The 25,615-nt window shown below is 67.6% G+C and carries 22 protein-coding genes and 1 tRNA gene; 14 read left to right on the forward strand and 9 right to left on the reverse strand.

What is annotated here, in order from left to right; all coding sequences use genetic code 11:
• The first annotated feature begins 6 nt into the window (after positions 1-6).
• Positions 7-582 carry a phosphoribosylglycinamide formyltransferase gene (gene purN, locus IBJ06_RS06315; RefSeq protein WP_292158314.1) on the forward strand — a complete coding sequence of 192 codons (576 nt, stop codon included), beginning with the start codon at positions 7-9 and terminating at the stop codon, positions 580-582.
• A 1,138-nt stretch (positions 583-1,720) separates the two neighbouring features.
• On the opposite strand, the gene ndk is transcribed toward purN, so the two are convergent.
• A complete protein-coding gene (gene ndk, locus IBJ06_RS06320; RefSeq protein WP_292158316.1) occupies positions 1,721-2,140 on the reverse strand; it encodes a nucleoside-diphosphate kinase in 420 nt (139 codons plus the stop codon).
• A 138-nt stretch (positions 2,141-2,278) separates the two neighbouring features.
• Between ndk and IBJ06_RS06325 the strand changes: the two genes are divergently transcribed.
• The 3 genes from IBJ06_RS06325 (at position 2,279) to IBJ06_RS06335 (ending at position 4,562) form a co-directional block, all read left to right on the forward strand.
• Positions 2,279-4,168, forward strand: a complete 1,890-nt coding sequence (locus IBJ06_RS06325; RefSeq protein WP_292158319.1) for an ABC-F family ATP-binding cassette domain-containing protein — start codon at positions 2,279-2,281, stop codon at positions 4,166-4,168.
• Entirely contained in the window at positions 4,165-4,419 is a 255-nt protein-coding gene (locus IBJ06_RS06330) for a DUF2164 domain-containing protein (protein WP_292158321.1), read from the forward strand. The genes IBJ06_RS06325 and IBJ06_RS06330 overlap by 4 nt, the downstream gene beginning before the upstream one ends.
• Before the next feature lie 58 nt (positions 4,420-4,477).
• A tRNA-Leu gene (locus tag IBJ06_RS06335) sits at positions 4,478-4,562 on the forward strand.
• 4 nt (positions 4,563-4,566) lie between these two features.
• Here IBJ06_RS06335 and IBJ06_RS06340 read toward each other — a convergent pair.
• The 3 genes from IBJ06_RS06340 to tpiA all read right to left on the reverse strand — a co-directional run bounded on the left by IBJ06_RS06340 (position 4,567) and on the right by tpiA (position 7,559).
• Complete coding sequence (locus tag IBJ06_RS06340; protein WP_292158323.1) at positions 4,567-6,219, reverse strand: CTP synthase; 1,653 nt, start codon at positions 6,217-6,219, stop codon at positions 4,567-4,569.
• A 101-nt stretch (positions 6,220-6,320) separates the two neighbouring features.
• Complete coding sequence (gene secG / locus IBJ06_RS06345; protein ID WP_292158325.1) at positions 6,321-6,719, reverse strand: preprotein translocase subunit SecG; 399 nt, start codon at positions 6,717-6,719, stop codon at positions 6,321-6,323.
• Positions 6,720-6,809: 90 nt separating this feature from the next.
• Complete coding sequence (gene tpiA, locus IBJ06_RS06350; protein WP_292158327.1) at positions 6,810-7,559, reverse strand: triose-phosphate isomerase; 750 nt, start codon at positions 7,557-7,559, stop codon at positions 6,810-6,812.
• A 123-nt stretch (positions 7,560-7,682) separates the two neighbouring features.
• Here tpiA and IBJ06_RS06355 point away from each other — a divergent pair, with 123 nt between their 5' ends.
• Complete coding sequence (locus IBJ06_RS06355; RefSeq protein ID WP_292158329.1) at positions 7,683-9,584, forward strand: peptidylprolyl isomerase; 1,902 nt, start codon at positions 7,683-7,685, stop codon at positions 9,582-9,584.
• The gene (gene trpE, locus IBJ06_RS06360) at positions 9,581-11,080 is read left to right on the forward strand and encodes an anthranilate synthase component I (protein WP_292158331.1); all 1,500 of its coding nucleotides are present in this window, start codon (positions 9,581-9,583) and stop codon (positions 11,078-11,080) included. Before IBJ06_RS06355 ends, trpE begins: the two co-directional genes overlap by 4 nt.
• 11 nt (positions 11,081-11,091) lie before the next feature.
• On the opposite strand, the gene IBJ06_RS06365 is transcribed toward trpE, so the two are convergent.
• The gene (locus IBJ06_RS06365; protein ID WP_292158333.1) at positions 11,092-11,292 is read right to left on the reverse strand and encodes a peptidoglycan-binding protein; all 201 of its coding nucleotides are present in this window, start codon (positions 11,290-11,292) and stop codon (positions 11,092-11,094) included.
• Between the two features lie 102 nt (positions 11,293-11,394).
• Between IBJ06_RS06365 and IBJ06_RS06370 the strand changes: the two genes are divergently transcribed.
• From IBJ06_RS06370 to lexA, 4 genes are all read left to right on the forward strand, one after another.
• Positions 11,395-11,985 carry an aminodeoxychorismate/anthranilate synthase component II gene (locus IBJ06_RS06370; RefSeq protein WP_292158335.1) on the forward strand — a complete coding sequence of 197 codons (591 nt, stop codon included), beginning with the start codon at positions 11,395-11,397 and terminating at the stop codon, positions 11,983-11,985.
• Between the two features lies 1 nt (position 11,986).
• Positions 11,987-13,018 (forward strand): anthranilate phosphoribosyltransferase, encoded by a 1,032-nt coding sequence (gene trpD / locus IBJ06_RS06375; RefSeq protein WP_292158337.1) that lies wholly within the window; start codon positions 11,987-11,989, stop codon positions 13,016-13,018.
• On the forward strand, positions 13,015-13,815 hold the full coding sequence (gene trpC, locus IBJ06_RS06380; protein WP_292158339.1) for an indole-3-glycerol phosphate synthase TrpC: 801 nt from the start codon (positions 13,015-13,017) through the stop codon (positions 13,813-13,815). Before trpD ends, trpC begins: the two co-directional genes overlap by 4 nt.
• Before the next feature lie 98 nt (positions 13,816-13,913).
• On the forward strand, positions 13,914-14,612 hold the full coding sequence (lexA, locus tag IBJ06_RS06385) for a transcriptional repressor LexA (RefSeq protein ID WP_292158341.1): 699 nt from the start codon (positions 13,914-13,916) through the stop codon (positions 14,610-14,612).
• On the opposite strand, the gene IBJ06_RS06390 is transcribed toward lexA, so the two are convergent.
• Positions 14,603-16,771, reverse strand: coding sequence for a ComEC/Rec2 family competence protein (locus IBJ06_RS06390; protein ID WP_292158343.1), 2,169 nt, complete (start codon positions 16,769-16,771; stop codon positions 14,603-14,605). The two genes, lexA and IBJ06_RS06390, sit on opposite strands and share 10 nt — an antisense overlap.
• 11 nt (positions 16,772-16,782) lie before the next feature.
• Between IBJ06_RS06390 and gltX the strand changes: the two genes are divergently transcribed.
• From gltX to IBJ06_RS06405, 3 genes are all read left to right on the forward strand, one after another.
• Complete coding sequence (gene gltX / locus IBJ06_RS06395; RefSeq protein ID WP_292158345.1) at positions 16,783-18,177, forward strand: glutamate--tRNA ligase; 1,395 nt, start codon at positions 16,783-16,785, stop codon at positions 18,175-18,177.
• Positions 18,178-18,262: 85 nt separating this feature from the next.
• The gene (gltA, locus tag IBJ06_RS06400; RefSeq protein ID WP_292158346.1) at positions 18,263-19,564 is read left to right on the forward strand and encodes a citrate synthase; all 1,302 of its coding nucleotides are present in this window, start codon (positions 18,263-18,265) and stop codon (positions 19,562-19,564) included.
• A 141-nt stretch (positions 19,565-19,705) separates the two neighbouring features.
• A complete protein-coding gene (locus IBJ06_RS06405) occupies positions 19,706-22,147 on the forward strand; it encodes a DUF305 domain-containing protein (protein WP_292158347.1) in 2,442 nt (813 codons plus the stop codon).
• On the opposite strand, the gene IBJ06_RS06410 is transcribed toward IBJ06_RS06405, so the two are convergent.
• Complete coding sequence (locus tag IBJ06_RS06410; RefSeq protein ID WP_292158348.1) at positions 22,137-22,415, reverse strand: hypothetical protein; 279 nt, start codon at positions 22,413-22,415, stop codon at positions 22,137-22,139. The genes IBJ06_RS06405 and IBJ06_RS06410 overlap by 11 nt on opposite strands.
• 103 nt (positions 22,416-22,518) lie before the next feature.
• Here IBJ06_RS06410 and IBJ06_RS06415 point away from each other — a divergent pair, with 103 nt between their 5' ends.
• Positions 22,519-23,613 (forward strand): transcriptional regulator, encoded by a 1,095-nt coding sequence (locus IBJ06_RS06415; RefSeq protein ID WP_292158349.1) that lies wholly within the window; start codon positions 22,519-22,521, stop codon positions 23,611-23,613.
• Here the strand turns inward: IBJ06_RS06415 and lpxB are convergent.
• The gene (lpxB, locus tag IBJ06_RS06420; protein WP_292158350.1) at positions 23,610-24,779 is read right to left on the reverse strand and encodes a lipid-A-disaccharide synthase; all 1,170 of its coding nucleotides are present in this window, start codon (positions 24,777-24,779) and stop codon (positions 23,610-23,612) included. The two genes, IBJ06_RS06415 and lpxB, sit on opposite strands and share 4 nt — an antisense overlap.
• Complete coding sequence (gene lpxI / locus IBJ06_RS06425; RefSeq protein ID WP_292158353.1) at positions 24,776-25,615, reverse strand: UDP-2,3-diacylglucosamine diphosphatase LpxI; 840 nt, start codon at positions 25,613-25,615, stop codon at positions 24,776-24,778. The genes lpxB and lpxI overlap by 4 nt, the downstream gene beginning before the upstream one ends.

The following is a 25,615-nucleotide window of genomic DNA, read 5'->3' on the forward strand; positions in this document are numbered from 1 at the left end:
ACGCGCGTGTCCCGACCGCCTGTCCGCGTCGCCGTCCTGATCTCGGGAACCGGCAGTAATTTGCGGGCTCTGGTTGAGACAGTTAACCCGGCTTATGAAGTCGCTCTCGTGCTGTCGAACCGCCCCGAGGCGCCGGGTCTGGCCTGGGCCGCCGGGCGCGGCCTCCCGACGGTCGCCCTGCCCCATGCCCCGTTCGGCAAGAACCGGCAGGCGCATGAGGCGGCCCTCGACGCGGCGCTGAGGGCCCACGGCATCGAGGTCGTCGCCCTCGCCGGCTATATGCGCGTCCTGACACCATGGCTGGTCGGGCGCTGGTCCGGCCGGATGCTGAACATCCACCCCAGCCTGCTGCCGAAATACCCGGGCCTCGACACCCACCGCCGCGCCCTCGAGGCCGGCGACGCCGAGGCCGGCTGTACCGTCCACCTCGTCAGCGAAGGCGTGGACGAAGGCCCCGTGCTCGATCAGGCGCGCGTGCCGGTTCTGGAAGGCGATACCCCGGAAACTCTGGCTGCCCGCGTTCTCGAGGCTGAACACCGGCTGTATCCGCAGGCGCTGGCGAGGTTCTGTGGGGAGTTGTGAGAGGAGTGAAGCTTCGCCGTTGGTATTCGAGGCCCAGCAGGCGCTTGAATTCAGGACAAAGTGGTCAGTAACGTTGGCCGAAAAGACCGGCCCAACTCTTCAGCTCATATCGATCCGGCGGCATTTCGCTCCCGACGATTGCTAACGAAAACGCGACGAGGCCGAGCGTTGGACAGACGACACTCGTTGATGCGCCCCTATCCGACGTGGCTGTAATTTCCGTACATGTTGTCGCCCAGAATTCTACAGGACGAGCCGAGTATAGAAACTCACCGTCGAGGAAGTCAGGAGGCGGCAACTCCGACAATAAGGGCAGACCATACATCTTGTAGCATTCCAGCGACCTTCGGTGCACGCAACGAGGGCGTCCCCGAAACCCTCATTCGCTACCCTCTCGTGATCGTCACGAAACGCGACCCAAGTTTCCCCCGACGGCGGGTCGATGAACATAGACATACCCTTGAAGCCACCCTCAGTGGCTTCATAGGCAACGTTGTATTCTGGGCCGCTGGGACTTGAATCTGAAAGTTGCTCAGCTTCCCGCTGTGTGGGCGAGCAACTCCCCATCGCGCCAAGGATCGCGGCTAGAACGACGATACGCATAAAGAGAACGTAGCTCCGCCAGAGGCCGCTCGCTAGCCCTTCAAGCCCCCGCTCACATTCCTGGTCTCGATAACCGAGGAGCGCGGGATGAAGTTGCTAAATGCGCGCAGCCTCATGGCAAATCTCCGGACCGTTCAACGCCCTGCCCGCGCGTGAGGCCAATCAGCCCGCCCTACCTCCCGGTGCGCCTATACTTGTGGGTTGGCCGACCGACGCACAGGAGGGATTCAGACCATTCAGACCATTCAGACGGTGTTTTCTTGTCCCCTCTCCCGATGGGAGAGGGGGTTGGGGGTGAGGGCCGCTCACCTCCTTCGGCGTGAGCCGTCGCACCGGTCCTGCCACGGCTTGCGCCGACACACACCGCCGCCCCTCATCCGGCGCTCACGCGCCACCTTCTCCCATCGGGAGAAGGGTCAACTCTTCAGCCGACAGAAGGCCGATTCCAGACCATCCAGACCATCCAGACGGTATTTCGCCCACGAAAAAGGCCCCGGCGTTTCCACCGGGGCCTCGCTCATCACGTCACTTAGCCTTAGCCGACGATCTGGTCGTCGGTGAAGAACTGGGCGATTTCGATGCCGGCGTTCTCGATCGAGTCCGAGCCGTGGACCGAGTTTTCACCGATCGACAGGGCGAACTGCTTGCGGATCGTGCCTTCAGCGGCCTGTTCCGGGTTGGTGGCGCCCATGACTTCGCGATAGCGGGCCACGGCGTTCTCGCCTTCCAGCACCTGGACGACGACCGGCTCGGCGGTCATCTGGCCGACCAGTTCGCCATAGAAGGGGCGTTCGGCGTGGACTTCGTAGAATTTCTTGGCTTGCGCTTCGCTCAGCTTGACGCGGCGCTGGGCCACGATGCGCAGGCCCGCGCCCTCGATCACGGCGTTGATCGCGCCGGTCAGGTTGCGGCGCGTCGCGTCGGGCTTGATGATCGAGAAGGTACGTTCGGTCATTGGGGTCAGTCTTCATTTGGGGGTTTCGGGTCGCGGGCTTATAGCGGGGCGCCCGCGCCTTTCCAACCACCCCCGTGATGCCGGTCGCCGTCAGGCGCATCCGGTGCCTCTCTGCCTTTTGCGATATTCCTCCTCCCCATGCTGCAAATCTCCAATCTGACCTTCAACGCCTGGGGCCGCCAGTTTCTGGATGACGCCTCCGTCTCCCTGCCGCCCGGGGCCAAGGTCGGCCTTGTCGGCCGGAACGGCATCGGCAAGTCGACCCTGTTCAAGATCATCCTCGGCGAGCTGGCCGGCAACGGTGACGAGGTCTCCCTGCCCAAGACCGCCCGCATCGGTTCGGTTGATCAGGAGCATCCCGCCACGTCCGTCAGCGTCATCGAGACGATCCTGGAGGCCGACACCGAACGCCACGACCTGCTGACCCGCCTCGAGACCGCCGAGCCCGAGGAGATGGGCGAGATCTGGGCCCGACTGATCGAGATCGACGCCGACGGTGCCCCGGCCCGCGCCGCAGAAATCCTCGCCGGCCTTGGCTTCGACCACGAAAACCAGCAGCGGCCGATGTCGCATTTCTCGGGCGGCTGGCGGATGCGTGTGGCCCTGGCCGCGGCCCTGTTCGCGCAGCCGGATATGCTGCTGCTGGACGAACCGACCAACTACCTCGACCTCGAGGGTGCCCTGTGGCTGGAGGCCCGGCTCAAGAAATACCCCGCGACGGCCCTGATCATCTCCCACGACCGCGAGATGCTGAACGAGGTCTGTACCCACATCCTGCACCTCTCGAACCGCAAGCTGACCCTCTACACGGGCAACTACGACACGTTCGAAAAGACCCGTGCCGAGAAGCTGCGCCTCATGGCGGCCACCCAGGCCAAGCAGGAGGCCGAACGCGCGCACCTGCAGAAATTCATCGACCGCTTCAAGGCCAAGGCGTCCAAGGCGACCCAGGCCCAGTCGCGCGTCAAGAAGCTGGAGAAGATGGAGCGGATCGAGCTGCCGCCGGACGAGCGCGTCGCCCCGTTCACCCTGCCCTCTCCCCCGCGCCCCCTGCCCCCGCCGCTGATCCGGCTGGAGCGCGCCAATGTCGGCTATGAACCGGGCAAGCCGATCCTCAGGAACCTCAACCTGCGCATGGATCTGGACGACCGGATCGGCCTGCTGGGGGTTAACGGCGCCGGCAAATCGACCTTTGCCAAGATGATCGCCGGTGCCCTCGACATCGAAACGGGCGAACTGCACCGCGACCGGAAGATGCGGGTCGGCTGGTTCCACCAGCACCAGATCGAGGCCATGGACCCGACCGACACGCCGCTGGAGATCATCCGGCGGGCCATGCCGGAGGCCTCTGAAAGCAGCCGCCGCAGCCGGCTGGCCCAGTTCGGCCTCGCCTTCGAGAAGCAGGAGACGAAGGTGGAAGCCCTGTCGGGCGGCGAACGCGCGCGCCTGCTGCTCAACATGGTGGCCATGGACGCGCCCCACGTCCTGATCCTCGACGAGCCGACCAACCACCTCGACATCGACAGCCGGCGGGCCCTGCTGGATGCCCTCAACGAATACAATGGCGCCGTCATCCTGATCACCCACGACCGCTCGCTGATGGAGCTGGTCGCCGACCGGCTGTGGCTGGCCGCCGACGGCACGGTGAAACCGTTTGAGGGGGACATGGACGACTATGCCAAATTCGTCCTCGACCGCGCCAGACAGGCCGCCGTCAAGCCCAGCCAGATCAAGGAAGAGGCCGCCCCTCAAGCAGCGAGCACCCGCAGTGCGAGCGACAGGGGCGACAAAAAGAAGTCCGGCCCTTCGCCTTCAACGCTGAGACACGCCGTTAAGAAGGCCGAGGAGCGGATGGCGCAGCTGACCGCCGAGCTCGCCCGCATCGACGACGACATGGCCAATGCCTCGGTCAACAATCCCAAGGCGCTGGAGGGCCTGACCCGTGCCCGGGCGAAGACCCAGACCGCACTCGACGAAGCCGAAGCCGCATGGATTGAGGCCGAAGAAGCCCTGGCGGAGGTAGCATGACACGCCCCATTGATCTCTCGCGGGAGGCCCGGCAGGCCGCATCAGCCAGCCTGCGTCGGGTGCTGGCGGACGAGCTGGACGTCGAGATCGGCGCCCTGCAGGCCGATCTGGTCCTCGACCGGGTCATCCAGGACCTCGGCCCCATCCTCTACAATCGCGCCATCACCGACGCCCGCGCCGTTATTGCGGCCAGGGCCGAGGACATGGACGAGGCCCTGTACGGCCTGCAGCGACAGACCGACCTGCGCTGAGCGCGGCGGGCCCTTCCCCGCCCGGCCCGAAATGGTCTAAGGCCTCGCCCTGAACCTGGCGGATGTGGCGGAACTGGTAGACGCACTGGATTTAGGTTCCAGCGCCGCGAGGCGTGGAGGTTCGAGTCCTCTCATCCGCACCACTCCCTAGACCAGCCGGCTCTGCACCAGCGCCGCCTCGATGAAGCTGGCGAACAGGGGGTGCGGCGCAAAGGGGCGGCTCTTGAGCTCCGGATGGTACTGCACGCCGATGAACCAGGGGTGGTCGGTGCGCTCAACCGTCTCGGGCAGAACCCCGTCGGGCGACAGGCCGGCGAAGATCAGCCCCGCCTTCTCCTCGATCGCTTCGCGGTAGTTGATGTTGACCTCATAGCGGTGGCGATGCCGCTCGCTGATCTCGGTCGTGCCGTAGATCTCCGCGATGCGGGACCCGGCTTTCAGCGTCGAGTCATAGGCGCCAAGACGCATGGTGCCGCCGAGGTCACCGTCCGCGTGGCGCAACACCCGCTGGTTGCCCACGGTCCATTCGGTCATCAGGCCGACCACCGGCTCGTCCGCCGGGCCGAACTCGGTCGAGGAGGCCTTGGGGAACCCCGCCAGATGCCGGGCCGCCTCGATCACCGCCATCTGCATGCCGAAGCAGATGCCGAAATAGGGGATGTTGCGCTCGCGGGCGAAGCGGGCCGCCTGGATCTTGCCCTCGGCCCCGCGCGCGCCGAACCCGCCCGGCACCAGAATGGCATGGGCGCCCTGCAGGCGGGCGTCGCACGCCTCGCGATCGCCCTCAAAGGTCTCGGCCTCGACCCAGTCGATGTTGACCTTGACGTTATTGGCCACGCCCCCGTGGTGCAGCGCCTCGATCAGGGACTTATAGGCGTCCTTGAGCACCGTGTACTTGCCGACGATGGCCACCGTGACCTCGCCGTCAGGATGCAGGCGGCGGCGGACGATCTCCTCCCAGCCCGACAGGTCGGGAGCCGGAGCATCGTCCAGCCCGAAGTGCGCCAGCACCTCGGCGTCCAGACCCTCCTGGTGATAGTCCAGCGGCACGGCGTAGATGTCGGCCGAGTCCATCGCCTGGATCACCCCCGACGGGCGGACGTTGCAGAACTGGCCGATCTTGCGCTTCTCGTCCGCCGGGATCGGATATTCGCTGCGGCACAGCAGGATGTCAGGCTGGATGCCGATCGAACGCAGTTCCTTCACCGAGTGCTGGGTCGGCTTGGTCTTCATCTCGCCGGCGGTCTTGATGAAGGGCAGCAGCGTCAGGTGCACGAAGCACGACTGACCGCGCGGCAGGTCCTGACCCAGCTGACGGATGGCCTCGAAGAACGGCAGGCCCTCGATGTCGCCGACCGTGCCGCCGATCTCGACCAGCACGAAGTCAACCTCCCTGCCCTCGTCGGTCAGGGCGGGGGTCAGGCAGAACTGCTTGATCTGGTCCGTGACGTGCGGAATGACCTGGACCGTCGCGCCCAGATAGTCGCCCCGACGCTCCTTCTCCAGGATGGTCGAATAGATGCGGCCGGTGGTGATGTTGTCGGACCTGGCCGCCGACACGCCGGTGAAGCGCTCATAGTGGCCGAGGTCGAGGTCGGTCTCGGCCCCGTCGTCGGTGACGAACACCTCGCCGTGCTGGTACGGGCTCATCGTGCCCGGATCGACGTTAAGATAGGGGTCGAGCTTGCGCAGCCGGACGCTATAGCCACGCGCCTGCAGAAGCGCGCCGAGAGCGGCGGAGGCGAGGCCTTTTCCCAATGAGGAAACCACGCCGCCAGTGATGAACACATAACGGGCCATGGGAGATCACCTTAGCGTCGATTCGCGGCGCGCACAGGGGCGATCCTCTCGCGAGGACAAACGTCTGTTGAAATCCGCAGGAAAATGTACCGGGCCGGGCCCTACTGCGCAGGCTCGGCGATGGAGTCCAGGTCGTCCAGGGTCGGTGCCGGAGCGGCCTCGGGAGACGTGGCCTGCGGCGGGGCGACGCCCGGCTCGGCGGCTTCAGGCGCGGGCGCGGTCGGCAGGACCAGGGCACCAACGGCATCGGCATCGATCCCGGAGCTCGATCCGCGCGACATGTTCCCAACGACGGTCAGGCTGAGCGCCAGGATGAAGAACAGCGCGGCCAGAATCCAGGTCGACCGGGTCAGCAGATTGCCAGCCCCGCGCGCTGTCATGAAGCCCGAAGGGCCGCCGCCCATGCCCAGGGCCCCGCCTTCGGAACGCTGCAACAGCACCAGCGCCGTCATGGCGATCGAGACGAGGATGATGGCGACGAGAAGAAGGGTCTGGAGCATGGCTGCTTATATGTGTGGCACGGGCTGCGCCGATCAAGCGGCGGGCTCTATCATTGTTGTCGAAAGGGCGCAAACCCGCGAAAGCGGGCGTCAGGCCGCCCGTATGATGCGGATGAAGTCATCGGCCTTCAGCGAGGCACCCCCGACCAGGCCGCCCCCGACGTCGGGTACGGCCAGGATTTCGGCGGCATTGTCCGGCTTCATCGACCCGCCGTACAGGATCGGGGCCCGGCGACCGCTCTCGCCCAGCCGCTCGGCCAGGGTGGCGCGGATGGCACCATGGACCTCGCCGATCTGCTCCAGCGTCGGGGTCAGACCCGTGCCGATCGCCCAGATGGGCTCATAGGCCACGGCAAACCGTCGATCCCTCAGCGCCTCCGGCAGGGACGCGCGAACCTGTTCCGTGACGAATGCGACCGCCCGACCCGCTTCACGGGTGTCCAGCGACTCTCCGACGCAAATGATCGGCTCCAGCCCCGCGCGCAGGGCCGCTTCGACCTTGGCGGCGACATCCGCGTCGGTTTCCCCAAGCCCCTCCCGACGTTCGGAATGGCCCAGAATCACCAGACGCGCACCCGCATCCGCCAGCATCGCGGCGGAAATCGAGCCCGTGAAGGCCCCGGAATCCTTCTGGTGGCAATCCTGCCCACCCAGTTCCACCGGACCCGCGCCCAGCTTTCCGGCCATCTGGGCAATCAGGGTCGCGGGCGGGCAAAGGCCGACCCGGGCATCGACGGGATCGGCTTCCAGCGCCTGCCGCAGGGCCCCTGCCTCGTCCAGCGAGGCGGCCAGGCCATTCATCTTCCAATTGCCGACAATCAGTTTCACGGGCGTTTCCATGGTCAGGGTTTAGGAGCAGATGACGGATGCGCCAAGCCTGTGTCTTGCCGCAAGGGGGGTGCTGCCCCTATACGCCGAAACTAAAGCCCCGCATGGGGCCCTGCGCACTGGCCAAGGTTTGTCATGATCAGCAACTTCCGCAATTTCGCCAAATCGCCCTGGGCGCTTGCCATTATCGGGCTGATCGCCGTCAGCTTTGTGATCGTGGGCAATGAGGCGGACATCTTTGCCTCGCTGGGGCCGCGCCATGTGATCAAGGCCGGCGACAGAAGCCTGAGCCAGCAGGAGTTCCGGGCGGATTTCGACAAGGTGCGCGAGAACTACCAGCAGCAGACCGGTGCCCCGGTCACGGTCGAGGACCTGGTGGGCCAGAACATTCACGTCCGTTATCTGGAAGGCAAGACGCAGGAACTGGCCTTCCAGAACTGGGCCCACCGCGTGGGCATTCGCCCCGGCAAGGAACTGATCCTCAAACAAATTCGCCAAATTCCCGCCTTCTTCAACCAGATCACCGGCCAATTTGACCAGGAGGCCTACCGTACCGTCCTGCAGGGCGAGGGCATGACGCCCGCCGACCTGGAGCAGGACCTGCGGGACCAGTACGCCTGGAACCACTATGGTGCCTCCCTGTATGCGGCCGCGCGGGTGCCCCGCATCTATGGCGCCGTGCTGGCCAACAGCGCGCTGGAGCGCCGCGACGGACGCTGGTTCGTCGTCACCCAGGAAATGGCCGGCACCACCCCGGCCCCGACCGATGCCCAGCTGACCGCCTTCATGAACGAGAACGAGGCCCAGCTGCGCCGTCCCGAAACGCGGGTCGCCTCGATCGTTCTGTTCGACACTCCGCCCGGCCAGGCAGCGGAAATCAGTGAAGAAGCCATCCAGGAGCGGTTCGAGTTCCGCAAGGACTCTCTGTCCATTCCCGAGCGCCGCAGCTTCACCGTCTATCCTGCCGCAAACGCCGAGGCGGCCCAGCGGATTTCGACGGCCCTGAAGGCCGGTCAGAATCCGGGTGTCCAGCCCACACCCTATTCCGAGACGCCGCGCAGCGCGGTTCCCGATCCGGCCGTGGCCGCTGCCGTGTTCGGCCTGGCCCAGCCGGGGGTCTCCGATCCGGTCCAGGCGCGCGTCGGTTTTGCCGTTGTCCAGGTGACGACCATCCTGCCGGGCCAGCCCGCGACCCTCGAGGGCGTGCGCGAGGCGATCGTTCAGGAACTTCGCCGTGAAGCCGCGACGGGCGAGGAGTTCCAGCGGGTCGAGCGCTACGAGGCCGCCCGCAACAGGGGTCTGTCGATGGAGCAGGCCGTCGAGGAGGTCGGCGCGCGGATCCTGACCCTGCCCGCCTTCACCGAACAGGGCGTCCGCGCGGATGGCAGCCAGATCAACGCCCCGCCGCAGATCTTCGCCACCGCCTGGCGTCTGCCGGAAGGGGGCGTCAGCGACGTGATCGACGCGGGTCAGGGCCAGTATTTCGTGCTGCGGCTCGACCAGATCCGCCCCGCCGCCATGCCGCCGCTGGATGATGTCCGGGAGATCCTGGTGCGGGAATGGACGGCGCGCGAGAACAGCCGCAGGCTCAATGCCAAGGCCGAGGAACTGGCCGCCCGGGTCCGCGCCGGCGAGGATATCGCCGAAGTGGCCCGCTCGGTCGGCGCCACCCTGATCACCCGCGAGAACACGCTCCAGGACCAGGAAACCCAGGAAGCGATCGGAGGCGGTGTGCTGCAGGGCCTGTTCGGCCAGACCAAGGGACAGGTCTTTGTCCAGCCGGCCAGCCAGACGGCCTTTGCCGTAGGCGTCGTCGATGACATCCGCCCCTCGGACGCCACCATGGTCGCGCCGATCGCCGAACGGGTGCGCCCGCGGATCACCCAGGACCTGGTCTCCAGTCTGGGAGACGGTGCCATTCGCTGGACGCAGGTGAACTCCGGGGCCAGCTATGACGTCGCTTTGGCACGTCAGGCTCTGGGGCTGCCCGCGCAGGCGCCTGCCGCCCCGGCGGGTGCCCCTGCCGGACCTCGATGATCGACGAGCGTTCGCCGGTTGATCCGGAGACCTTCGCGCGGGCCTGGAACGCGGGTACCCCCCAGGTCGTCGTCCGTCGCCGGATCGACGATCTGGAAACCCCGGTCTCGGCCTATCTGAAGGTCGGCAAGGGGCGGCCCTATGCCTTCCTGCTGGAGTCGGTCGAAGGGGGCGCAGTCAAGGGCCGCTATTCGATCCTGACGCTGGATCCCGACGTCGTCTGGCGCTGTCGCGACGGCAAGGCGGCGCTGGCCCGTGGCCCCGATGTGGCGACTGACCGCTTCGTCGATGAGCCGGACGACGCCCTGACCTCGCTCAGGCACCTGATGGCCGCCAGCCGGTTCGATCTGCCGGCGGACCTGCCGCCGATGGCCGCCGGCCTGTTCGGGGCGTTTGGCTATGACATGGTGCGCCTGCTGGAGCCGCTGGGCGAGGCCAATCCCGACCCCCTGAACCTGCCCGATGCCGTGCTGACGCGACCGTCGCTGGTCGCCATCTTCGATTCCGTCAGCCACGAGATCGTGCTGGTCGCGGCCGCCTATCCCGACGGCCAGACCCCGGCGGATCAGGCGCTGTCCGACGCCATCGCCCGGCTGGACGATTTCGAGGCCCGGCTGGACGCGGGCTTGTCCCGCCCACGCGCCGAACCCCTGCCCGCGCCTGGGTTCCGGACCCGGGTGGACGGCCCCGCCTATGCCGCCATGGTCGACCGGGCCAAGCGCTATATCGAGGCGGGTGACATCTTTCAGGTGGTGCTCAGCCACCGGCTGTCCGCCGAATGGACGCGCGATCCGTTCGCCTTCTACCGCTCGCTGCGGCGCCAGAACCCCTCGCCCTATCTGTTCTATCTGAACTTCGGTGGCTTCCAGATGGCGGGCTCCAGCCCCGAGATCCTGGTGCGGCTGAAGGACGGCGGCGTCACCATCCGGCCGCTGGCGGGCACCCGCGCGCGCGGCGCCACCGAGGCAGAGGACCAGCGTCTGGAGGCCGAACTGCTGGCCGATCCCAAGGAGCGGGCCGAGCATCTGATGCTGCTGGATCTGGGCCGGAATGATGTCGGCCGCGTCAGCCGCCCGGGCAGCGTCACCGTCACCGAAAGCTTCGTCGTCGAACGCTACAGCCAGGTCATGCACATCGTCTCGAACGTGACGGGCAAGGCCGACCCGAAACTGGACGCCGTCGACACCCTGCTGGCCGCCCTGCCCGCCGGCACGCTGTCGGGCGCGCCCAAGGTCCGGGCCATGGAGATCATCGACGAGCTCGAAACCGAAAAGCGCGGCATCGGCTATGGCGGCGGGGTCGGCTACATCTCGGCCGACGGTCAGGCGGACATCTGTATCGTTCTGCGCACCGCCCTGTTCACCCCCGGCCAGATCCACGTGCAGGCCGGCGCGGGCGTCGTGGCCGACAGTGACGCGGCCGCCGAATATGCCGAGACCCTGGCCAAGGCCCGGGCGCCCATCCGGGCCGCGGAAGACGCTTGGAGATTCGTTTAGGGCGTTTCGTCTCAGGAAACGACTGAGGCCACGGGCGCGGGGTCCTCGAACTGGACGCCCGGGCCCAGCACCACGGCACCGGCCATCAGCATCGCCGCCGCCGCCAGCAGACCCATGGCCGCCAGCGCCCCGATCGCCTGTCGCGTCGCAGGTTTCGGGGCGTCCCCGTCCAGCAGACGGCGGGCTTCGGCAAGCTGGGGTGTGATGTCCATGGTCGGGCCTCCCTCTCAGGCCTCAGACCAGGCTGATTGGGTTAACGCGCGGTTTACGCTCCGCCGCTTGGCGCGCGCGTCCCCTCGCTCTAGAAGCCGCTCATGATCCTCGTCATCGACAACTACGACAGCTTCACCTGGAACCTCGTCCACTATCTGGCCGAGCTGGGCGTCGAGACGCGCGTGGTGCGCAATGACGAGCTGACCGTCGATCAGGCCCTGTCCGCCGGGGCCGAGGCGGTGCTGCTGTCGCCCGGTCCATGCTCGCCGAACGAGGCGGGCATCTGTCTGTCGCTGATCGAACAGGCACCTGAGACCCTGCCGATCCTGGGCGTCTGTCTGGGCCATCAGGCCATCGGCCAGATTTTCGGCGGCGAGGTGATCCGGGCCAAGGCGCTGATGCACGGCAAGACCTCGCCCATCCATCATGAGGGCCAGACCCTGTTCGCCGGCCTGCCCTCGCCGTTTACCGCCACCCGCTATCACTCGCTGGCCGTGCGGCGCGAGACCCTGCCCGACGTCCTGACCGTCACCGCCTGGACCGAGGATGGCGAGATCATGGGCCTCAGCCACGTGTCACGGCCAATTCACGGTGTGCAGTTCCACCCCGAGTCGATCGCCACCGAGCACGGCCATGCCATGCTGGCCAACTTCCTCGATCTGGCGGGCGTGCGCCGCACACAGGCGGCCTGAGATGTCGGACGGGTTCAAGGGGCTGTTGGCCCAGCTGATCGAGGGCCGTCCGCTGGCCGGGCCGGACGCCCAGGCCTTCTTCGCCGCCTGCCTCCGGGGTGAGCCGACCCCCGCCCAGGTCGCCGCCGCCGTCACGGCGCTGCGCATGCGCGGGGAAACGGTGGAGGAGATCGCCGCCTTCGCCACCGCCATGCGTGAGGCCGCCACCCCCTTTCCCGTGCCCTGTCCCGTGATCGACACCTGCGGCACCGGCGGGGACGGACGCCACACCTGGAATGTCTCGACGGCTGCCGCCCTGGTGCTGGCGGGTGCGGGGCTGAAGGTCGCCAAGCATGGCAACCGGGCGCTGAGCTCCAGGTCCGGCTCGTCCGATGTACTGGCGGCGCTGGGGGTCGATCTGATGGCCCCGGCGGAGATCCAGCGGCGCGCACTGGATGAGGCCGGCATCTGCTTCCTGTTCGCGCCCGCCTGGCACGGGGCCATGCGCCACGTGGGGCCGATCCGCGCCGAGATCGGCTTCAGAACCGTCTTCAATCTGCTGGGACCGCTGTCGAATCCGGCGGGCGCGAGGCGTCAGGTCATGGGCGTCTATGACCCCGCCCTGCTGGAGCCGCTGGCCGAGGTGCTGGGGCGTCTGGGGGCCGAGCGCGCCTGGACCGTCCACGGCGAGGGGCTGGACGAACTGACCACCACCGGCCCGACCGAGGTGGCAGAATGGCACGAGGGCAAGGTGCGCCGGTTCACCGTCACGCCCGAAGACGCAGGCCTGCCCCGCGCCGATCCGGAAACCTTGGTCGGCGGCGATGCCGAGGCCAATGCCAAGGCTTTGTCGGACCTGCTGGATGGCGCGCCCGGTGCCTATCGCGACATTGTGCTGCTGAATGCGGCGGCGGCGCTTGTGGTGGCCGACCGGGCCGGGACCCTGAACGAGGGTGTGGCTCTGGCCGCCCGGGCCATCGACGACGGCGCGGCGCGGCTGGCGCTCACCCGGCTGGCCGCGATCAGCCACACCCGGCCGGAGCCGGACGCATGAGCGACGTTCTGGACCGGATCGCGGCCTACAAGCGCGAGGATGTCGCGGCACGCAAGGCGGCCACCTCACTGGACGAGATCGATCGCGAGGCGCTGGAGGCCCCGCGCGTGCGCGGCTTCAAGGCGGCGCTTACGGCCCGGCGCGCCACGGGTCGCCCCGGCCTGATCGCCGAGATCAAGAAGGCCAGCCCGTCCAAGGGCCTGATCCGCGCCGACTTCAACCCTCTGGAACTGGCGAAGGCCTATGAACGCGGCGGCGCCGACTGTCTGTCGGTGCTGACCGACGGGCCGAGCTTTCAGGGCGATGACGCCTTTCTGGTCGCGGCTCACGGGGCCACCCGCCTGCCCTGCCTCCGGAAGGATTTCCTCGTCGATCCCTGGCAGGTGGCCGAGAGCCGGGCGCTGGGGGCCGACTGCATCCTGATCATCATGGATATGGTCGACGACACCCTGGCCGCAGAGCTGCTGCACGAGGCCCGGCGCTTTGGCATGGACGCCCTGGTCGAGACCCATGACGAGGCCGAAATGGCCCGCGCCGTGGCGCTGGGCGCGGACTTTATCGGGGTGAACAATCGGTCGCTCAGAACCTTCGAGGTCGACATCACAACCTTCGCCCGCCTCGCCCCGCTGGCTCCCGAGGGTGCCACCCTCGTCGCCGAGAGCGGCCTGTTCACGCCCGGGGATGTGGCCACCGTCGTGGCCGCCGGCGCCGACGCCCTGCTGGTCGGCGAGAGTCTGATGCGGCAGGCGGATGTGGAAGCGGCGACGCGGGCGTTGGTGGGTCAGGCACCCCGCTAACCCCTCCTTAACCAGAACACCTCACGAACATGGCATGGACGTTCGCGGTGTGTTCCGCTATTGTCCACAGGCGGAACAGATTCGGGTCAGAGGTCTCCATGCTCACGCGCAAACAGCACGAACTGCTCATGTTCATTCATGAGCGTATCCGCGAGACCGGGGTTTCGCCCTCCTTTGACGAGATGAAGGCGGCGCTGGATCTGGCGTCCAAGTCGGGCATTCACCGGCTGATCACGGCGCTGGAGGAGCGCGGCTTCATCCGCCGTCTGGCGCATCGGGCGCGGGCGCTGGAGGTCGTGAAACTGCCCGACCAGGCGGCCGCTCAATCGGGCCGGGCGCGCGGCCCGTTCGTGCCCGACGTCATCGAGGGCGGCGGTCGGCCTGCGGCCAATGCCAATCACGAGAGCGCCGGCACGCGGGAGCTGCCTCTGCTGGGCAAGATCGCGGCGGGCACGCCCATTTCCGCCATCCAGCACGAGCGCGACCGCATGGCGGTGCCCGAGGCCCTGCTGGGTGCCGGCGAACACTATCTGCTCGAGATCGAGGGCGATTCGATGATCGAGGCGGGCATTCTGGACGGCGACTTCGCCATCATCCGTCAGGTCACGACCGCCAACAGCGGCGAGATCGTCGTGGCCCTGGTCGAAGAAGAGGAAGCCACGCTGAAGCGACTGCGCAAACGCGGCGCCTCCATCGCGCTCGAGCCCGCCAACCGGGCCTACGAGACGCGCATCTTCGGCCCGGATCAGGTCAAGGTGCAGGGCCGTCTGGTCGGGTTGATCCGCCGCTATTCCTGATAATCAGGGTCGCCCAGGCGGTTCCACGGACGCGCGCCGCGCTCGGTCGTTGACCACAGGGCGCGCCAGCCGCCCTCTGTGCGCCACAGCTCGACGCTGCCGCCCGTGGCATAGTCACGCCCGTCTAGCACCAGCCGATCGGAACAGGCCTCAGGCAGGCGCGCCAGCTCGACCCGTACACTGACCACCTCGGCCGACTGGCACAGGGCCGCCAGCTGATCGTCGTCGGGGGCCGCCCGCCCCCACCACAGGGCCAGCGGACCCGGAACCTCGGGTGCGCAATGGACCCGTCCGCAGGCCCAGCCTTCCGCCGGGCGCTCGACCAGAGTCAGCCCGCGCCGCCCGGACCAGACATCGCGGGAAAATGCCCCGACCTTGCGGATCACGAGAGCGTCGTCCCCGGTCACGATGGCACCATTGGTGCCCGCATCGGCGATCCAGAGATCGGGCGTCGGGTGTCGCGGCCAGACCAGCACCGCACAGGCCAGCGGGAGGCCCAGCCACCTCAGCCGCCCTCGCCACAGGCACAGCACCAGAATGCCGATGAAGGCGACCGGCAGGGCGATGACCGGCGCGCTGGCGGTATGGATCACCGCCCCCGGCAGGGTCGATATCCACGCCCCGACCGCCATGATCGCCTCGATCCCCCAGCCCGCCACCGTCAGGAACGGCCCGCCGAGGCCGAGGGGCTGCAACAGCACGCCCAGCGCCAGCATCGGCATCATGAGGAAGTCGGCGATCGGCGAACTGATCATATTGGCCAGCAGGCCATAGACCGCCGTCCGGTTGAAATGCTGCATGGCGAAGGGTCCGGTGGCCATGCCGGCGACGAAGCTGGCGAGAATCGCCAGCCCCACCCAGGTGCCGGCCCTCTGCACAATCAGGATGGGCAGGGGCACCTTGATCTCGCGCGGGCGGCGCGGCCAGGACTCGGCCAGCGCAACCAGCGCCGCCGTCGCCGCAAACGACATCTGGAAGCCCGGCGTGACGATCGCTTCGGGCTGAAGCAGCAGGACGGCAAAGGCGGCCACCGCCAGCGCATTCATGCTGATAGCGGGCCGGTCCAGAATGATGGCCAGAAAGGCGACCGAGGCCGTGATCGCCGCGCGCTCGGCGGGCGGAGGCGCGCCGGATATGACCAGATAGGCCGCCACCGCGATCCACCCCGCCCAGGCGGCGACCTTCTTGCCCGACACCCGCAGCACCAGCCACGGCCAGAGCGCGATGCCGAAGCGAACGGCGAAGAAGACAAAGCCGCCGACAATCGCCATGTGCAGGCCCGAAATCGACAGGATGTGGATCAGGCCCGAGTCCCGCATGGTGTCGTAGGTTTCCTGCGCGATCCAGCTTTCGTGGCCGGTCGTCATGGCCGCCGCGACCCCGCCGACCCGGGGGCCCAGCCGTTCGACCAGCCGCTCGGCCAGTCCAAATCGGAACTGGTTGACCGCCATCCGGATACGCAGGGAGCGTGGTGGCGGCGGCAGGTCGATCCAACGGGTCTGGCCCAGTTCGAAGCCCACCCCGCCCATGCTCTGGAACCAGGCCGTACGGCCGAAGTCGTAGGCCCCGGGCGCGGCCGGCCCCGGCGGCGGGTTGAGAATGGCGAACACGCTGACCGCGTCGCCCGGCCGGGGAGTCTCGCCGCGCACCGTGACGCGCAGCCGCATCGGGGTGTGGTCGGGCGCCAGTCCTTGCACTCGAACCGGTGCCATGATGATCCGCGCGCCCCGCGTGCCCGGGCTGTCGACATCCAGCACCCAGCCTTCGACCACCACAGGATCACCTGTCGCCGGGGCGATGGGCGCGGCGACATTGTCCGACCGCATCTTGGTCACCGACAGACCGGCACAGAGGCAGGTCAGCAGCATCAGCGGGACGGTGACGGCACGCCCGAAGCCCTGTCGCCGTGCTCCGGCCCACAGACCCGCGCTGACCAGCGCCGCCAGCAGCAGGGGCCACAGCGGCGGCTCGGCCTTCAGCACAAAATAGAGACCGCACCCGCCCCCGAACGCCACAGGGGCCCACAGGCGCCAGCGGTCGGTCTGGGCCAGAAGGGCCGCGCGCGCGCCCTCGACGACCCGCCCGGCAAATCGCCTTGCGAGGCTGGGCAGAGGCCCCTCAGGCGCTATAAGGGCGGCCTCGTCCTGAACCTTGGCCAATCCCGTTCCCCTTGACCGATCCCCACGCCCCCACTGACGTCGTCACGCGCTTTGCTCCCTCTCCCACGGGATACCTGCATATTGGGGGTGCAAGAACGGCGCTTTTCAACTGGCTTTTTGCGCGTCACCATGGCGGACGCTTCCTGATCCGGGTCGAGGACACCGACCGCGAGCGCTCGACCGAGGCGGCGGTGAAGGCGATTTTCGACGGGCTGGACTGGCTGGGCCTGACCGCCGACGCCTCGCCCGTCTTTCAGCACGCCCGCGCCGACCGCCACCGCGAGGTTGTCGAGGTTCTGGTAGAGACTGGCCATGCCTATCGCGACTGGACCTCTACCGAAGAGACCGGTCGCCTGCGCGACGAGGCCAAGGCCGAAAAGCGCGCCTTTGTCTCGCCCTGGCGTGATCGCGACCCGTCCGAAGGCGACCCGGACCAGCCGCATGTAGTCCGTTTTCGGCGTCCGCTGGGTCAAAGCGTGGAGATCGCGGACGCCGTTCAGGGCACGGTTCGCTGGCGTGCCGAGGATCTGGACGACCTCGTCCTGCTGCGTTCTGACGGAAATCCGACCTATAATCTGGCGGTTGTTGCCGACGACCATGACATGGGCGTGACCCATGTGATCCGGGGGGATGACCATCTGAACAATGCCGCGCGTCAGGCCCTGATCTATGACGCCCTCGGCTGGACCCGCCCGGTGTTCGCTCACATCCCCCTGATCCACGGCCCCGATGGCGCCAAACTGTCCAAGCGCCACGGCGCCCAGGCGGTGCACGAATATGCCGACATGGGCTACCTCCCTGAGGCCATGCGCAACTATCTGGCCCGCCTCGGCTGGGCCCATGGCGACGACGAGCTGTTCGATGACGCACAAGCAATTGAATGGTTTACGCTTTCCGGGATCAACAAGGCTCCGGCACGGCTGGACTTCGCCAAGCTGGCGCACGTCAATGCCCACTGGATCCGGCAGGCAGATGTCACCCGCTTGGTCGATCTGGTGGCGCGGGCCGAGGATGAGAAGGCCGCCCTCGTCAGGGTCATTCCGCATATCCAGGACCGGGCCACGACCCTGATTGAACTGCGCGACCAGGCGGCCTTCGCGCTCGCCCGCCGCCCGATCCGCATTTCGGAAAAGGCGGCCGGTCAGCTGACGCCCGAGGCGACCGAACGTCTCGCGAGGCTAATCCCCGGGCTGCGCGATCAGGTTGATTGGACGGTCGAGGCGCTTGATTCGACGCTGAAAACCTTTGCCGAGAGCGAGGGCGTCGGCTTTGGCAAGATCGGCCCGCCACTACGCGCGGCCTTGACGGGGGGGGCAGCCTCTCCCGATATCGCACGCACCCTGGCCTCATTATCGCGGGAAGACGCCCTCGGTCGCTTGGATGATGCGCTGCAACATACTAAGTGAACGGCCATAACTCATTTGCGGATCGCGACTCCTAGCGGTTCGCCCCGGTCGGGGGCACCCGGTCGGCATGCACACAGGGACGCAGATGACCAATACGACCTCCCCGACCGGCACCGCCACCCTCACCTATGGCGACAAGAGCGTCGACCTGCCGGTCCTGTCCGGCTCGACGGGCCCGGACGTGATCGACATCCGCAAACTGTATGGCGCGACCGACGCCTTTACCTACGATCCCGGCTTCACCTCGACGGCGGCGTGCGAAAGCGCCCTGACTTTCATCGACGGCGACAAGGGTGTGCTGCTGCACCGCGGCTATCCGATCGACCAGCTGGCCTCGCAGTCGAACTTTGTCGAGGTCTGCCACCTGCTGCTGCGCGGCGAGCTGCCGACGGCTGCGCAATATGCGGCCTTCGAGAACAGCGTGACCATGCACACCATGCTGCACTCGCAGTTCGACCGCTTCTTCGAGGGCTTCCGCCGCGACGCCCACCCGATGGCGATCATGGTCGGCACGGTCGGTGCCCTGTCGGCCTTCTATCACGACAGCCTGGACATCCATGATCCGGTCCAGCGCAACATCTCGGCCATCCGCCTGATCGCCAAGATGCCGACCATCGCGGCGCGCGCCTACAAGTACCACGTCGGCCAGCCCTTCGTGTCGCCGCGCAACGACCTCAGCTATTCCGAGAACTTCCTGCGGATGTGCTTCGCTGTTCCGGCCGAGGACTATGAGGTCAATCCGGTACTGGCCAAGGCCATGGACCGCATCTTCATTCTGCACGCCGACCACGAGCAGAACGCCTCGACCTCGACCGTCCGCCTGGCCGGGTCGTCGGGCGCCAATCCGTTCGCCTGTATCGCCGCCGGCATCGCCTGCCTGTGGGGCCCGTCGCACGGCGGTGCCAACGAAGAGGCGCTGAACATGCTCAAGGAAATCGGCACGCCGGACAAGATCCCCGAGTTCATCGCCGGCGTGAAGGACAAGAAGTACAAGCTGATGGGCTTCGGCCACCGCGTGTACAAGAACTATGACCCACGCGCGAAGGTCATGCAGGAAAGCGCCCATGAGGTGCTGAAGGCCGTGGGCGACCCCAATGATCCGCTCCTGCAGGTGGCGATGGAGCTGGAGAAGGTCGCGCTGAACGACGAGTACTTCATCGAGCGCAAGCTGTTCCCGAACGTCGACTTCTATTCGGGCATCACCCTGTCGGCCATGGGTTTCCCGACCACCATGTTCACCGTGCTGTTCGCCCTGGCGCGCACGGTGGGCTGGATCGCCCAGTGGCAGGAGATGATGGAGGATCCGTCGCAGAAGATCGGCCGCCCGCGCCAGCTGTATACGGGTCCGACGGTCCGGGATTACACCCCGATCGAACAGCGGGGCTGACCGGACCCGCCTTTCGCGGAACCGTTCGAGAGGGCGCGGCACCGGTCGCGCCCTTTTCGTTTGCGTCTGTTCCTCCCGGGCTTTGGCCACGGAAAAGCCCGTGCTAGCCATACGGGACCACTGTCCTGGGGAGTAAAGTCGTTGAAGAAATCCGATCCGTCGATCCGCAAGCTGCTCGGGGGCTCCGCTGCCCTGGGTGCCCTTCTGTTCGCCAGCAGCGCCTTTGCCCAGCAAGCTCCCCTTATCCAGCCGGGTGCGCCCGGACAGGCCAGCCGCACGCTGGAAGGCCGGGAAGCCGCCCGGATCGCCGACAACCGCTATTCCGCGGACGACGTCGCCTTCATGCAGGGCATGATCCTGCACCATGGCCAGGCCGTCGAGATGTCGATGCTCGCGGCCCAGCGCACCAACACCCCGGCCATTCTGGATCTTGCGGCGCGAATCCTGGCGTCGCAGGAGGACGAGATCGCCTTCATGCGTGGCTGGCTGACCGAGCGCGGCGAAATGGCGCCGATGCCGCAGCCGACGGGCGCCATGGACCACGCTGCCCACGGAGGGATGGACCACTCCACCCACGGCGGCATGGATCATTCCGCCCACGGCGGTCATGTCGGCATGCCGGGAATGGCCACCCCCGAGCAGGTGGCCCGACTGACGGCGGCCCGGGGACCCGAATTCGACCGCCTGTTCCTCGAGCTGATGATCCCGCATCACGAGGGCGCCCTGATCATGGTGTCCCAGCTGCTGGCCCGGTCGGGCTCGGCCTACGACCCCATCCTGTTCCGCTTCGTCAATGACATCGCCAATGAACAGCAGGCCGAGATCAACCGCATGACGGGCATGATCCGGTCGGCCTCGCCCGATCCCCGCACAAATCTGCGGGCCGGGTTCCGTGACGCCGAAGAAGCGGCGCTCAACATGCAGTTGATCGCCAGCCTGCCGAAGCCGACCGGCTTCTTCGATCCCAGCAACCCCGAGGGGCTGCCGCCGCGCGTCGGGGACGAAACCGGGCGTCGTGCCCCCTTCCTCAGCTTCTCGAACACCGACATGGCCTTCCAGGGGGACCTGCTGGCGGTGGGCAATTACCACGGGATCAACCTGTACCGCCTGACCGACGCGCCGGAGCCGCAGCTGATCAGCTCGATCGTCTGCCCGGGCGGACAGGGCGATGTGTCGATCTACGGCAACCTGATGCTGATGTCGGTCGAGTCGACCAACGGTCGTGTCGACTGTGGACGCGAGGGTGTGGGACCTGACCCCAGCCCGGACCGCTTCCGGGGCCTGCGCATCTTCGACATTTCCGATCCGGTGCGCCCGGTCCAGGTCGGTCAGGTGCAGACCTGTCGCGGTTCACACACCCACACGGTGGTAGCCTCGGACGAGCGCCACCTGATCGTCTACAACTCGGGCACCGCCAGTGTGCGCGACGAGCGCGAACTGGCCGGCTGCGTCGTCGGCCAGCCGGGCGACGAACGCACGGCCCTGTTCCGTGTCGACGTCATCGAGATTCCGTTGGCCGACCCGTCCCGGTCGCGCATCATCGACAGCCCCGCCGTCTTTATGGATGAGGAAACGGGCGAGATTGCTGGCCTGTGGCGCGGCGGGGACCATGGTGAGGGAACGCAGACCACCCGGCAGACGGATCACTGTCACGACATCACCATTTTCCCGACCCGCAGCATCGCGGCGGGCGCCTGCTCCGGCAACGGTGTGCTGTTCGATGTATCCAACCCGCGGGCGCCGCGGCGTATCGATGCCGTGGTCGACGAGGGCTTTGCCTACTGGCATTCGGCGACCTTCAACAATGACGCGACGAAGGTGGTGTTCACCGACGAGTGGGGCGGTGGCGGGCGTCCGCGCTGCCGCGTGCAGGATCCCATGACCTGGGGCGCCAACGCCATCTATGACATCGTCGACGGCAAGATGGAGTTCCGGGGCTATTACAAGCTGCCGGCCGCCCAGACCGAGCTCGAGAACTGCGTCGCGCACAACGGCTCGCTGATCCCGGTGCCCGGACGTGATCTGTTCGTCCAGGCCTGGTACCAGGGCGGGCTGTCGATCAGCGACTTCACTGATTCCTCGAATGCATTCGAGATCGCCTATTTTGACCGGGGTCCGGTCAACGCCGAGCGCCAGGGTTCGGGCGGCTACTGGTCGGTCTACTGGTACAACGGCCGGGTCTATGGCTCGGAAATCGGACGCGGCCTGGACGTCTTCACCCTGACGCCCAGCGAGCATCTGACGGCGAACGAGATCGCGGCCGCCGCCATGGCGGACGAAGGCGGCACGGTCAATCCGCAGCAGCAATACCCCGTCACCTGGCCGGCCCACCCGGTCGTGGGTCGCGCCTATCTGGACCAGTTCGCCCGCGACGGCGGTCTGGACACCGGGCTGGCCGGCCGCGTCGCGGCGGCTCTGGATCGGGCAGAACCACTCGTGGAGGGCAATCGCAAGGATCCCGCCCTCGCCCGCGATCTGCTGGCTCTCGCCGGCGAAATCGACCCCTCCGGCCGTGATCAGGCCGGCAAGCGTCGGGCCGGTCTGCGCGACACCCTGACGGGTATCGCGGCGCTCATCGGCTGAAGCCGCGATACAGGAGGGCCCCCGTGTCCGGATCCTCGGCCGTGATCACCTCGGCCGAGGACAGGGCGGACACGGGCGCGGCCGGCACCCGGGGCGACAGGTTGAGCGTCAGGTGTTCCCACTCGGCCGCATAGTCCATGCCCCAGGCGCAGTTCAAGGCCAGAACGTCCCGACCACCGCTGAGGCGCAGTCGGGTCGGACGTCCTCGACGTTGCCCCAGCAAACGCACCAGGCCGGCCCCCTGCCCCGGCAGGATCAGATCAACCATGATATCATTCCTCGCATTGCCTTTGCGCCCGCCTTGGTGGACGCTCGCACTGTGAGGTCGCCGCGCCTGAGCGGCATGAGCGACGGCTGAGGAATTGCTGAAATTGACGCCAGACGGCCTTCGCTTCGGTGCCTTCACCCTTGATCCCACGAACCGGCGGCTGACGCGGGACGGAGCGGTCGTCGACATCAATGGCCGCTATCTGGACGCCCTGATCCTGATGGTCGGGCGGCCGGGCCAGCTGGTGACCAAGGACCAGTTTCTGGACGAGGTCTGGCGCGGAGTGCCGGTCACGGACGAGGCCCTGACCCAGTGCATCCGCGCACTCCGGAAACAGCTGGGCGACACTGCGGGCCGGCCGCGATTCATCGAAACGGTCCCCAAGCACGGCTATCGCTTCATTGCCCCTGTGTCAGCGGTCGAGACGGAGCAGGCCGAGCCGCGACCGCCGGTCTCTGCTGCTGAGCTGCTCGCCGCTGACGCTCCCTATGACCTCAAGCGGACCCTGCTGCTGGGCGGCGCGGGCGTCCTGGGCGGTGGCCTGGCCGGGGTGATCGGCGGGCTGATCTATGGGCTGATTGCGGTCGCCCATCCGCTGCAGCCAGGCATGGGGTCGGGGTCGATCCTGCTGGTGCTGGTGTGGCTGACCACCCTGGTGGCCCTGATGGGCGGGGCGGCGGTCGGCATCGGCATGGCGGCCACCGGCCTCGGACGACGCCGGCCCGGCCCCTGGATCATCTTCGGCGGCGCGCTGGGTGGCATGACCGTGGGCGGGGCGGTCAAGCTGCTGGGGCTGGATGCCTTCAACCTGCTGATCGGACGCTCGCCGGGCGACATCACGGGGGGCATGGAGGGCTTTATTCTGGGCGGCGCCATCGGTCTGGGGTTATGGCTGGGCGCGCGCGGGCGTGATCCCCTGCCCCTTCGGCGCTGCATGATCACGGCCGGAGTGGCGGCGGCGCTGGCGGGCATGGCCATTCCGCTGTTCGGCGGCCGGCTGATGGGCGGTAGCCTTGACCTGCTGGCCAGGACATTCCCGGAGTCGCAACTGCAGCTGGGCATGATCGGAAGCTGGTTCGGCGAGACCGGCTTCGGCCCGATCGCCCAGAGCGTCACCGGCGGCCTCGAAGGCCTGCTGTTCGCCCCCTGTCTGGTCGGCGCCATGATCCTTGCGCGACGGGGGATGCAGGCCGATTAGCCGGCGGACCGGGCGGCGATCACCTCCAGCACGGCGTCGGCCGCAATCTCGGACGGATCGCGGCCTTCGCGGCCCATGAGGTCGAGGGCGGCGGTCTGGCGGAGGGACTGGCCCGCGCAGAGGGCGGGATCGTTCAGCAGGCGCTCGACGGCCGGGACCAGCTTGTCCGGCGTGGCATCCTTCTGGATGTATTCCGGCGCGATTTCCTCATCGGCGGCGTGATTGAACAGGGTCGCGTATTTGCCGGTGAAGAAGGGCCGCATGATCGCATAGCTGAGCGGCTGGAAGCGGTAGGCGATGATCATGGGGGCGCCGGCCAGCGCCAGCTCGGTCGAAACGGTGCCGCTGGTGGCCAGCGCGACGGTCGCGGCCTTCATCGCGGCGTATTTGTCTACTTCCTCGACCAGATGGGCTTCAACGGGCCAGTTCGTGACCTGGGCGCGAACGCTAGCGGCCACGGTTCCGGCGACGACCACCGCAACCTGCAGGTCGGGCAGGGAGGCTTTCAGCCTGGCGACCGTCTCGGCGTAGACCGGGGTCATCAGACGGATCTCGGACGGACGGCTACCGGGCAGGACCAGCAGCAGCGGAGCATCGGGGGCGATGCCGCGCTCGGCCCGGAACGCCTCCGGATCGGCCGCCGACATGTCGACATGCAGCGCCTGTGAGCCCACGACGGTGGTCGGCAGGCCCTCGCGCTCGAACCATGGCGCATCGAACGCATAGAGCGCCAGCAGGTGATCGACAGCTGCCGCCAGCGTCTTCGCCCGGCCCGGACGCGACGCCCAGACCTGGGGCCCGACGTATTTGATCAAAGGCACCTCCGGCATGAGAGCCCGGACGGCCTCGGCCACGCGGATGGTGAAGCCCCAGCTATCGATCAGGACCACGGCATCGGGCCGCTCGCGCGCGGCCAGTTCCGCCGTGTCCGCCACGCGTCGCTTGACCAGGCCATAGGCCCTCAGACCCTCCAGCCAGCCGTGGATCGACAGGTCAGCGATGTCAAAGGGGCTGGCGATGCCCTCGGCGGCCATACGCGGCCCACCGATGCCGACGAGAGTCAGGTTGTCACCCAGCCGCGTCTTCAACGCCTGCGCCAGCCCGGCCCCCAAGGCATCGCCAGACGCCTCGGCGGCGACCAGCATGATCTTCAGGGGGCGGGTCACGAGGCTTCACCCCAGACGAACAGGCCCAGCCGGTCGGCCGTCTCGAGCATGGCAGCGCGGTCGATCAGGATCAGACGCCCGGCTTGCCCCCCCACCCCGGCAAGGCCAGCTTCGGCCGCCAGTTCGAGCGTGCGCACGCCCATGACCGGCATGTCGACGCGCAGGTCCTGGATGGGTTTGGGCGCCTTGCCGAGTGCGCCTTTCGGCTGTGCAGGGCTGCCTCGCAGGTCAGCGGGAAGACCCGCCACCCGGCGCAGCATGGCGTCGGTACCTTCCTGAGCCTCGACCGCCAGCACCAGGCCGTCACAAACGACCGCGCCCTGCCCGATATCGAGTTCGCCTGATTTTTCCGCGACGTGCAGCGCCTTCCTGAGGTCAGAAAGCTGCTCCGCTGTGGGATGAACGCGGCCCAGAGTGCCGACCGGCAGGCTGTCGCCGCCCAGAATGTCGTCGGCTCCCTCGACTCCGAACCCCTCGCTCTCGAAGATCGACAGGATCTTGCGCAGCAGGGCGTCGTCACCCCTGGTCGCCGCAGCAATGATGCCCGGCAGCAGGGTCGCACCCTTGAGGTCGGGGCGCAGGGTCTTGAAGTCGGGGCGGCTGACGGTGCCCGCGAGGCAGACAACCTGACAGCCCGCCGACTTCATCTCGGACAGGATGCGGCCGATCTCGGCCATGCCGGCCTCGACGCCCGGATAGCGAACCAGATGGGAATCCGCGAACCCGGCCAGACGGATGACGTGCAGGTCGCGTCCCTCGGCCTCACACCGGGCCGCGACCGCCAGCGGCAGGGCCCCGCCCCCGGCGATCAGGCCCAGCTTTCCCCGCGCGACCAT

Source organism: Brevundimonas sp. (genome assembly GCF_016742135.1).
Classification (GTDB): Bacteria; Pseudomonadota; Alphaproteobacteria; order Caulobacterales; family Caulobacteraceae; genus Brevundimonas.

Excerpts from the sequence above, each read along its gene's own strand:
- IBJ06_RS06370 (WP_292158335.1), top strand. The coding sequence starts at position 11,395 with ATGATCCTCGTCATCGACAACTACGACAGCTTCACCTGGAACCTCGTC.
- gltA (WP_292158346.1), top strand. The coding sequence starts at position 18,263 with ATGACCAATACGACCTCCCCGACCGGCACCGCCACCCTCACCTATGGC.
- trpE (WP_292158331.1), top strand. The coding sequence starts at position 9,581 with ATGATCGACGAGCGTTCGCCGGTTGATCCGGAGACCTTCGCGCGGGCC.
- lexA (WP_292158341.1), top strand. The coding sequence starts at position 13,914 with ATGCTCACGCGCAAACAGCACGAACTGCTCATGTTCATTCATGAGCGT.
- trpD (WP_292158337.1), top strand. The coding sequence starts at position 11,987 with ATGTCGGACGGGTTCAAGGGGCTGTTGGCCCAGCTGATCGAGGGCCGT.
- IBJ06_RS06340 (WP_292158323.1), bottom strand. The coding sequence starts at position 6,219 with ATGGCCCGTTATGTGTTCATCACTGGCGGCGTGGTTTCCTCATTGGGA.
- tpiA (WP_292158327.1), bottom strand. The coding sequence starts at position 7,559 with ATGGAAACGCCCGTGAAACTGATTGTCGGCAATTGGAAGATGAATGGC.
- IBJ06_RS06365 (WP_292158333.1), bottom strand. The coding sequence starts at position 11,292 with ATGGACATCACACCCCAGCTTGCCGAAGCCCGCCGTCTGCTGGACGGG.
- IBJ06_RS06355 (WP_292158329.1), top strand. The coding sequence starts at position 7,683 with ATGATCAGCAACTTCCGCAATTTCGCCAAATCGCCCTGGGCGCTTGCC.
- secG (WP_292158325.1), bottom strand. The coding sequence starts at position 6,719 with ATGCTCCAGACCCTTCTTCTCGTCGCCATCATCCTCGTCTCGATCGCC.
- IBJ06_RS06410 (WP_292158348.1), bottom strand. The coding sequence starts at position 22,415 with ATGGTTGATCTGATCCTGCCGGGGCAGGGGGCCGGCCTGGTGCGTTTG.
- lpxI (WP_292158353.1), bottom strand. The coding sequence starts at position 25,615 with ATGGTCGCGCGGGGAAAGCTGGGCCTGATCGCCGGGGGCGGGGCCCTG.
- IBJ06_RS06325 (WP_292158319.1), top strand. The coding sequence starts at position 2,279 with ATGCTGCAAATCTCCAATCTGACCTTCAACGCCTGGGGCCGCCAGTTT.
- trpC (WP_292158339.1), top strand. The coding sequence starts at position 13,015 with ATGAGCGACGTTCTGGACCGGATCGCGGCCTACAAGCGCGAGGATGTC.
- IBJ06_RS06330 (WP_292158321.1), top strand. The coding sequence starts at position 4,165 with ATGACACGCCCCATTGATCTCTCGCGGGAGGCCCGGCAGGCCGCATCA.
- ndk (WP_292158316.1), bottom strand. The coding sequence starts at position 2,140 with ATGACCGAACGTACCTTCTCGATCATCAAGCCCGACGCGACGCGCCGC.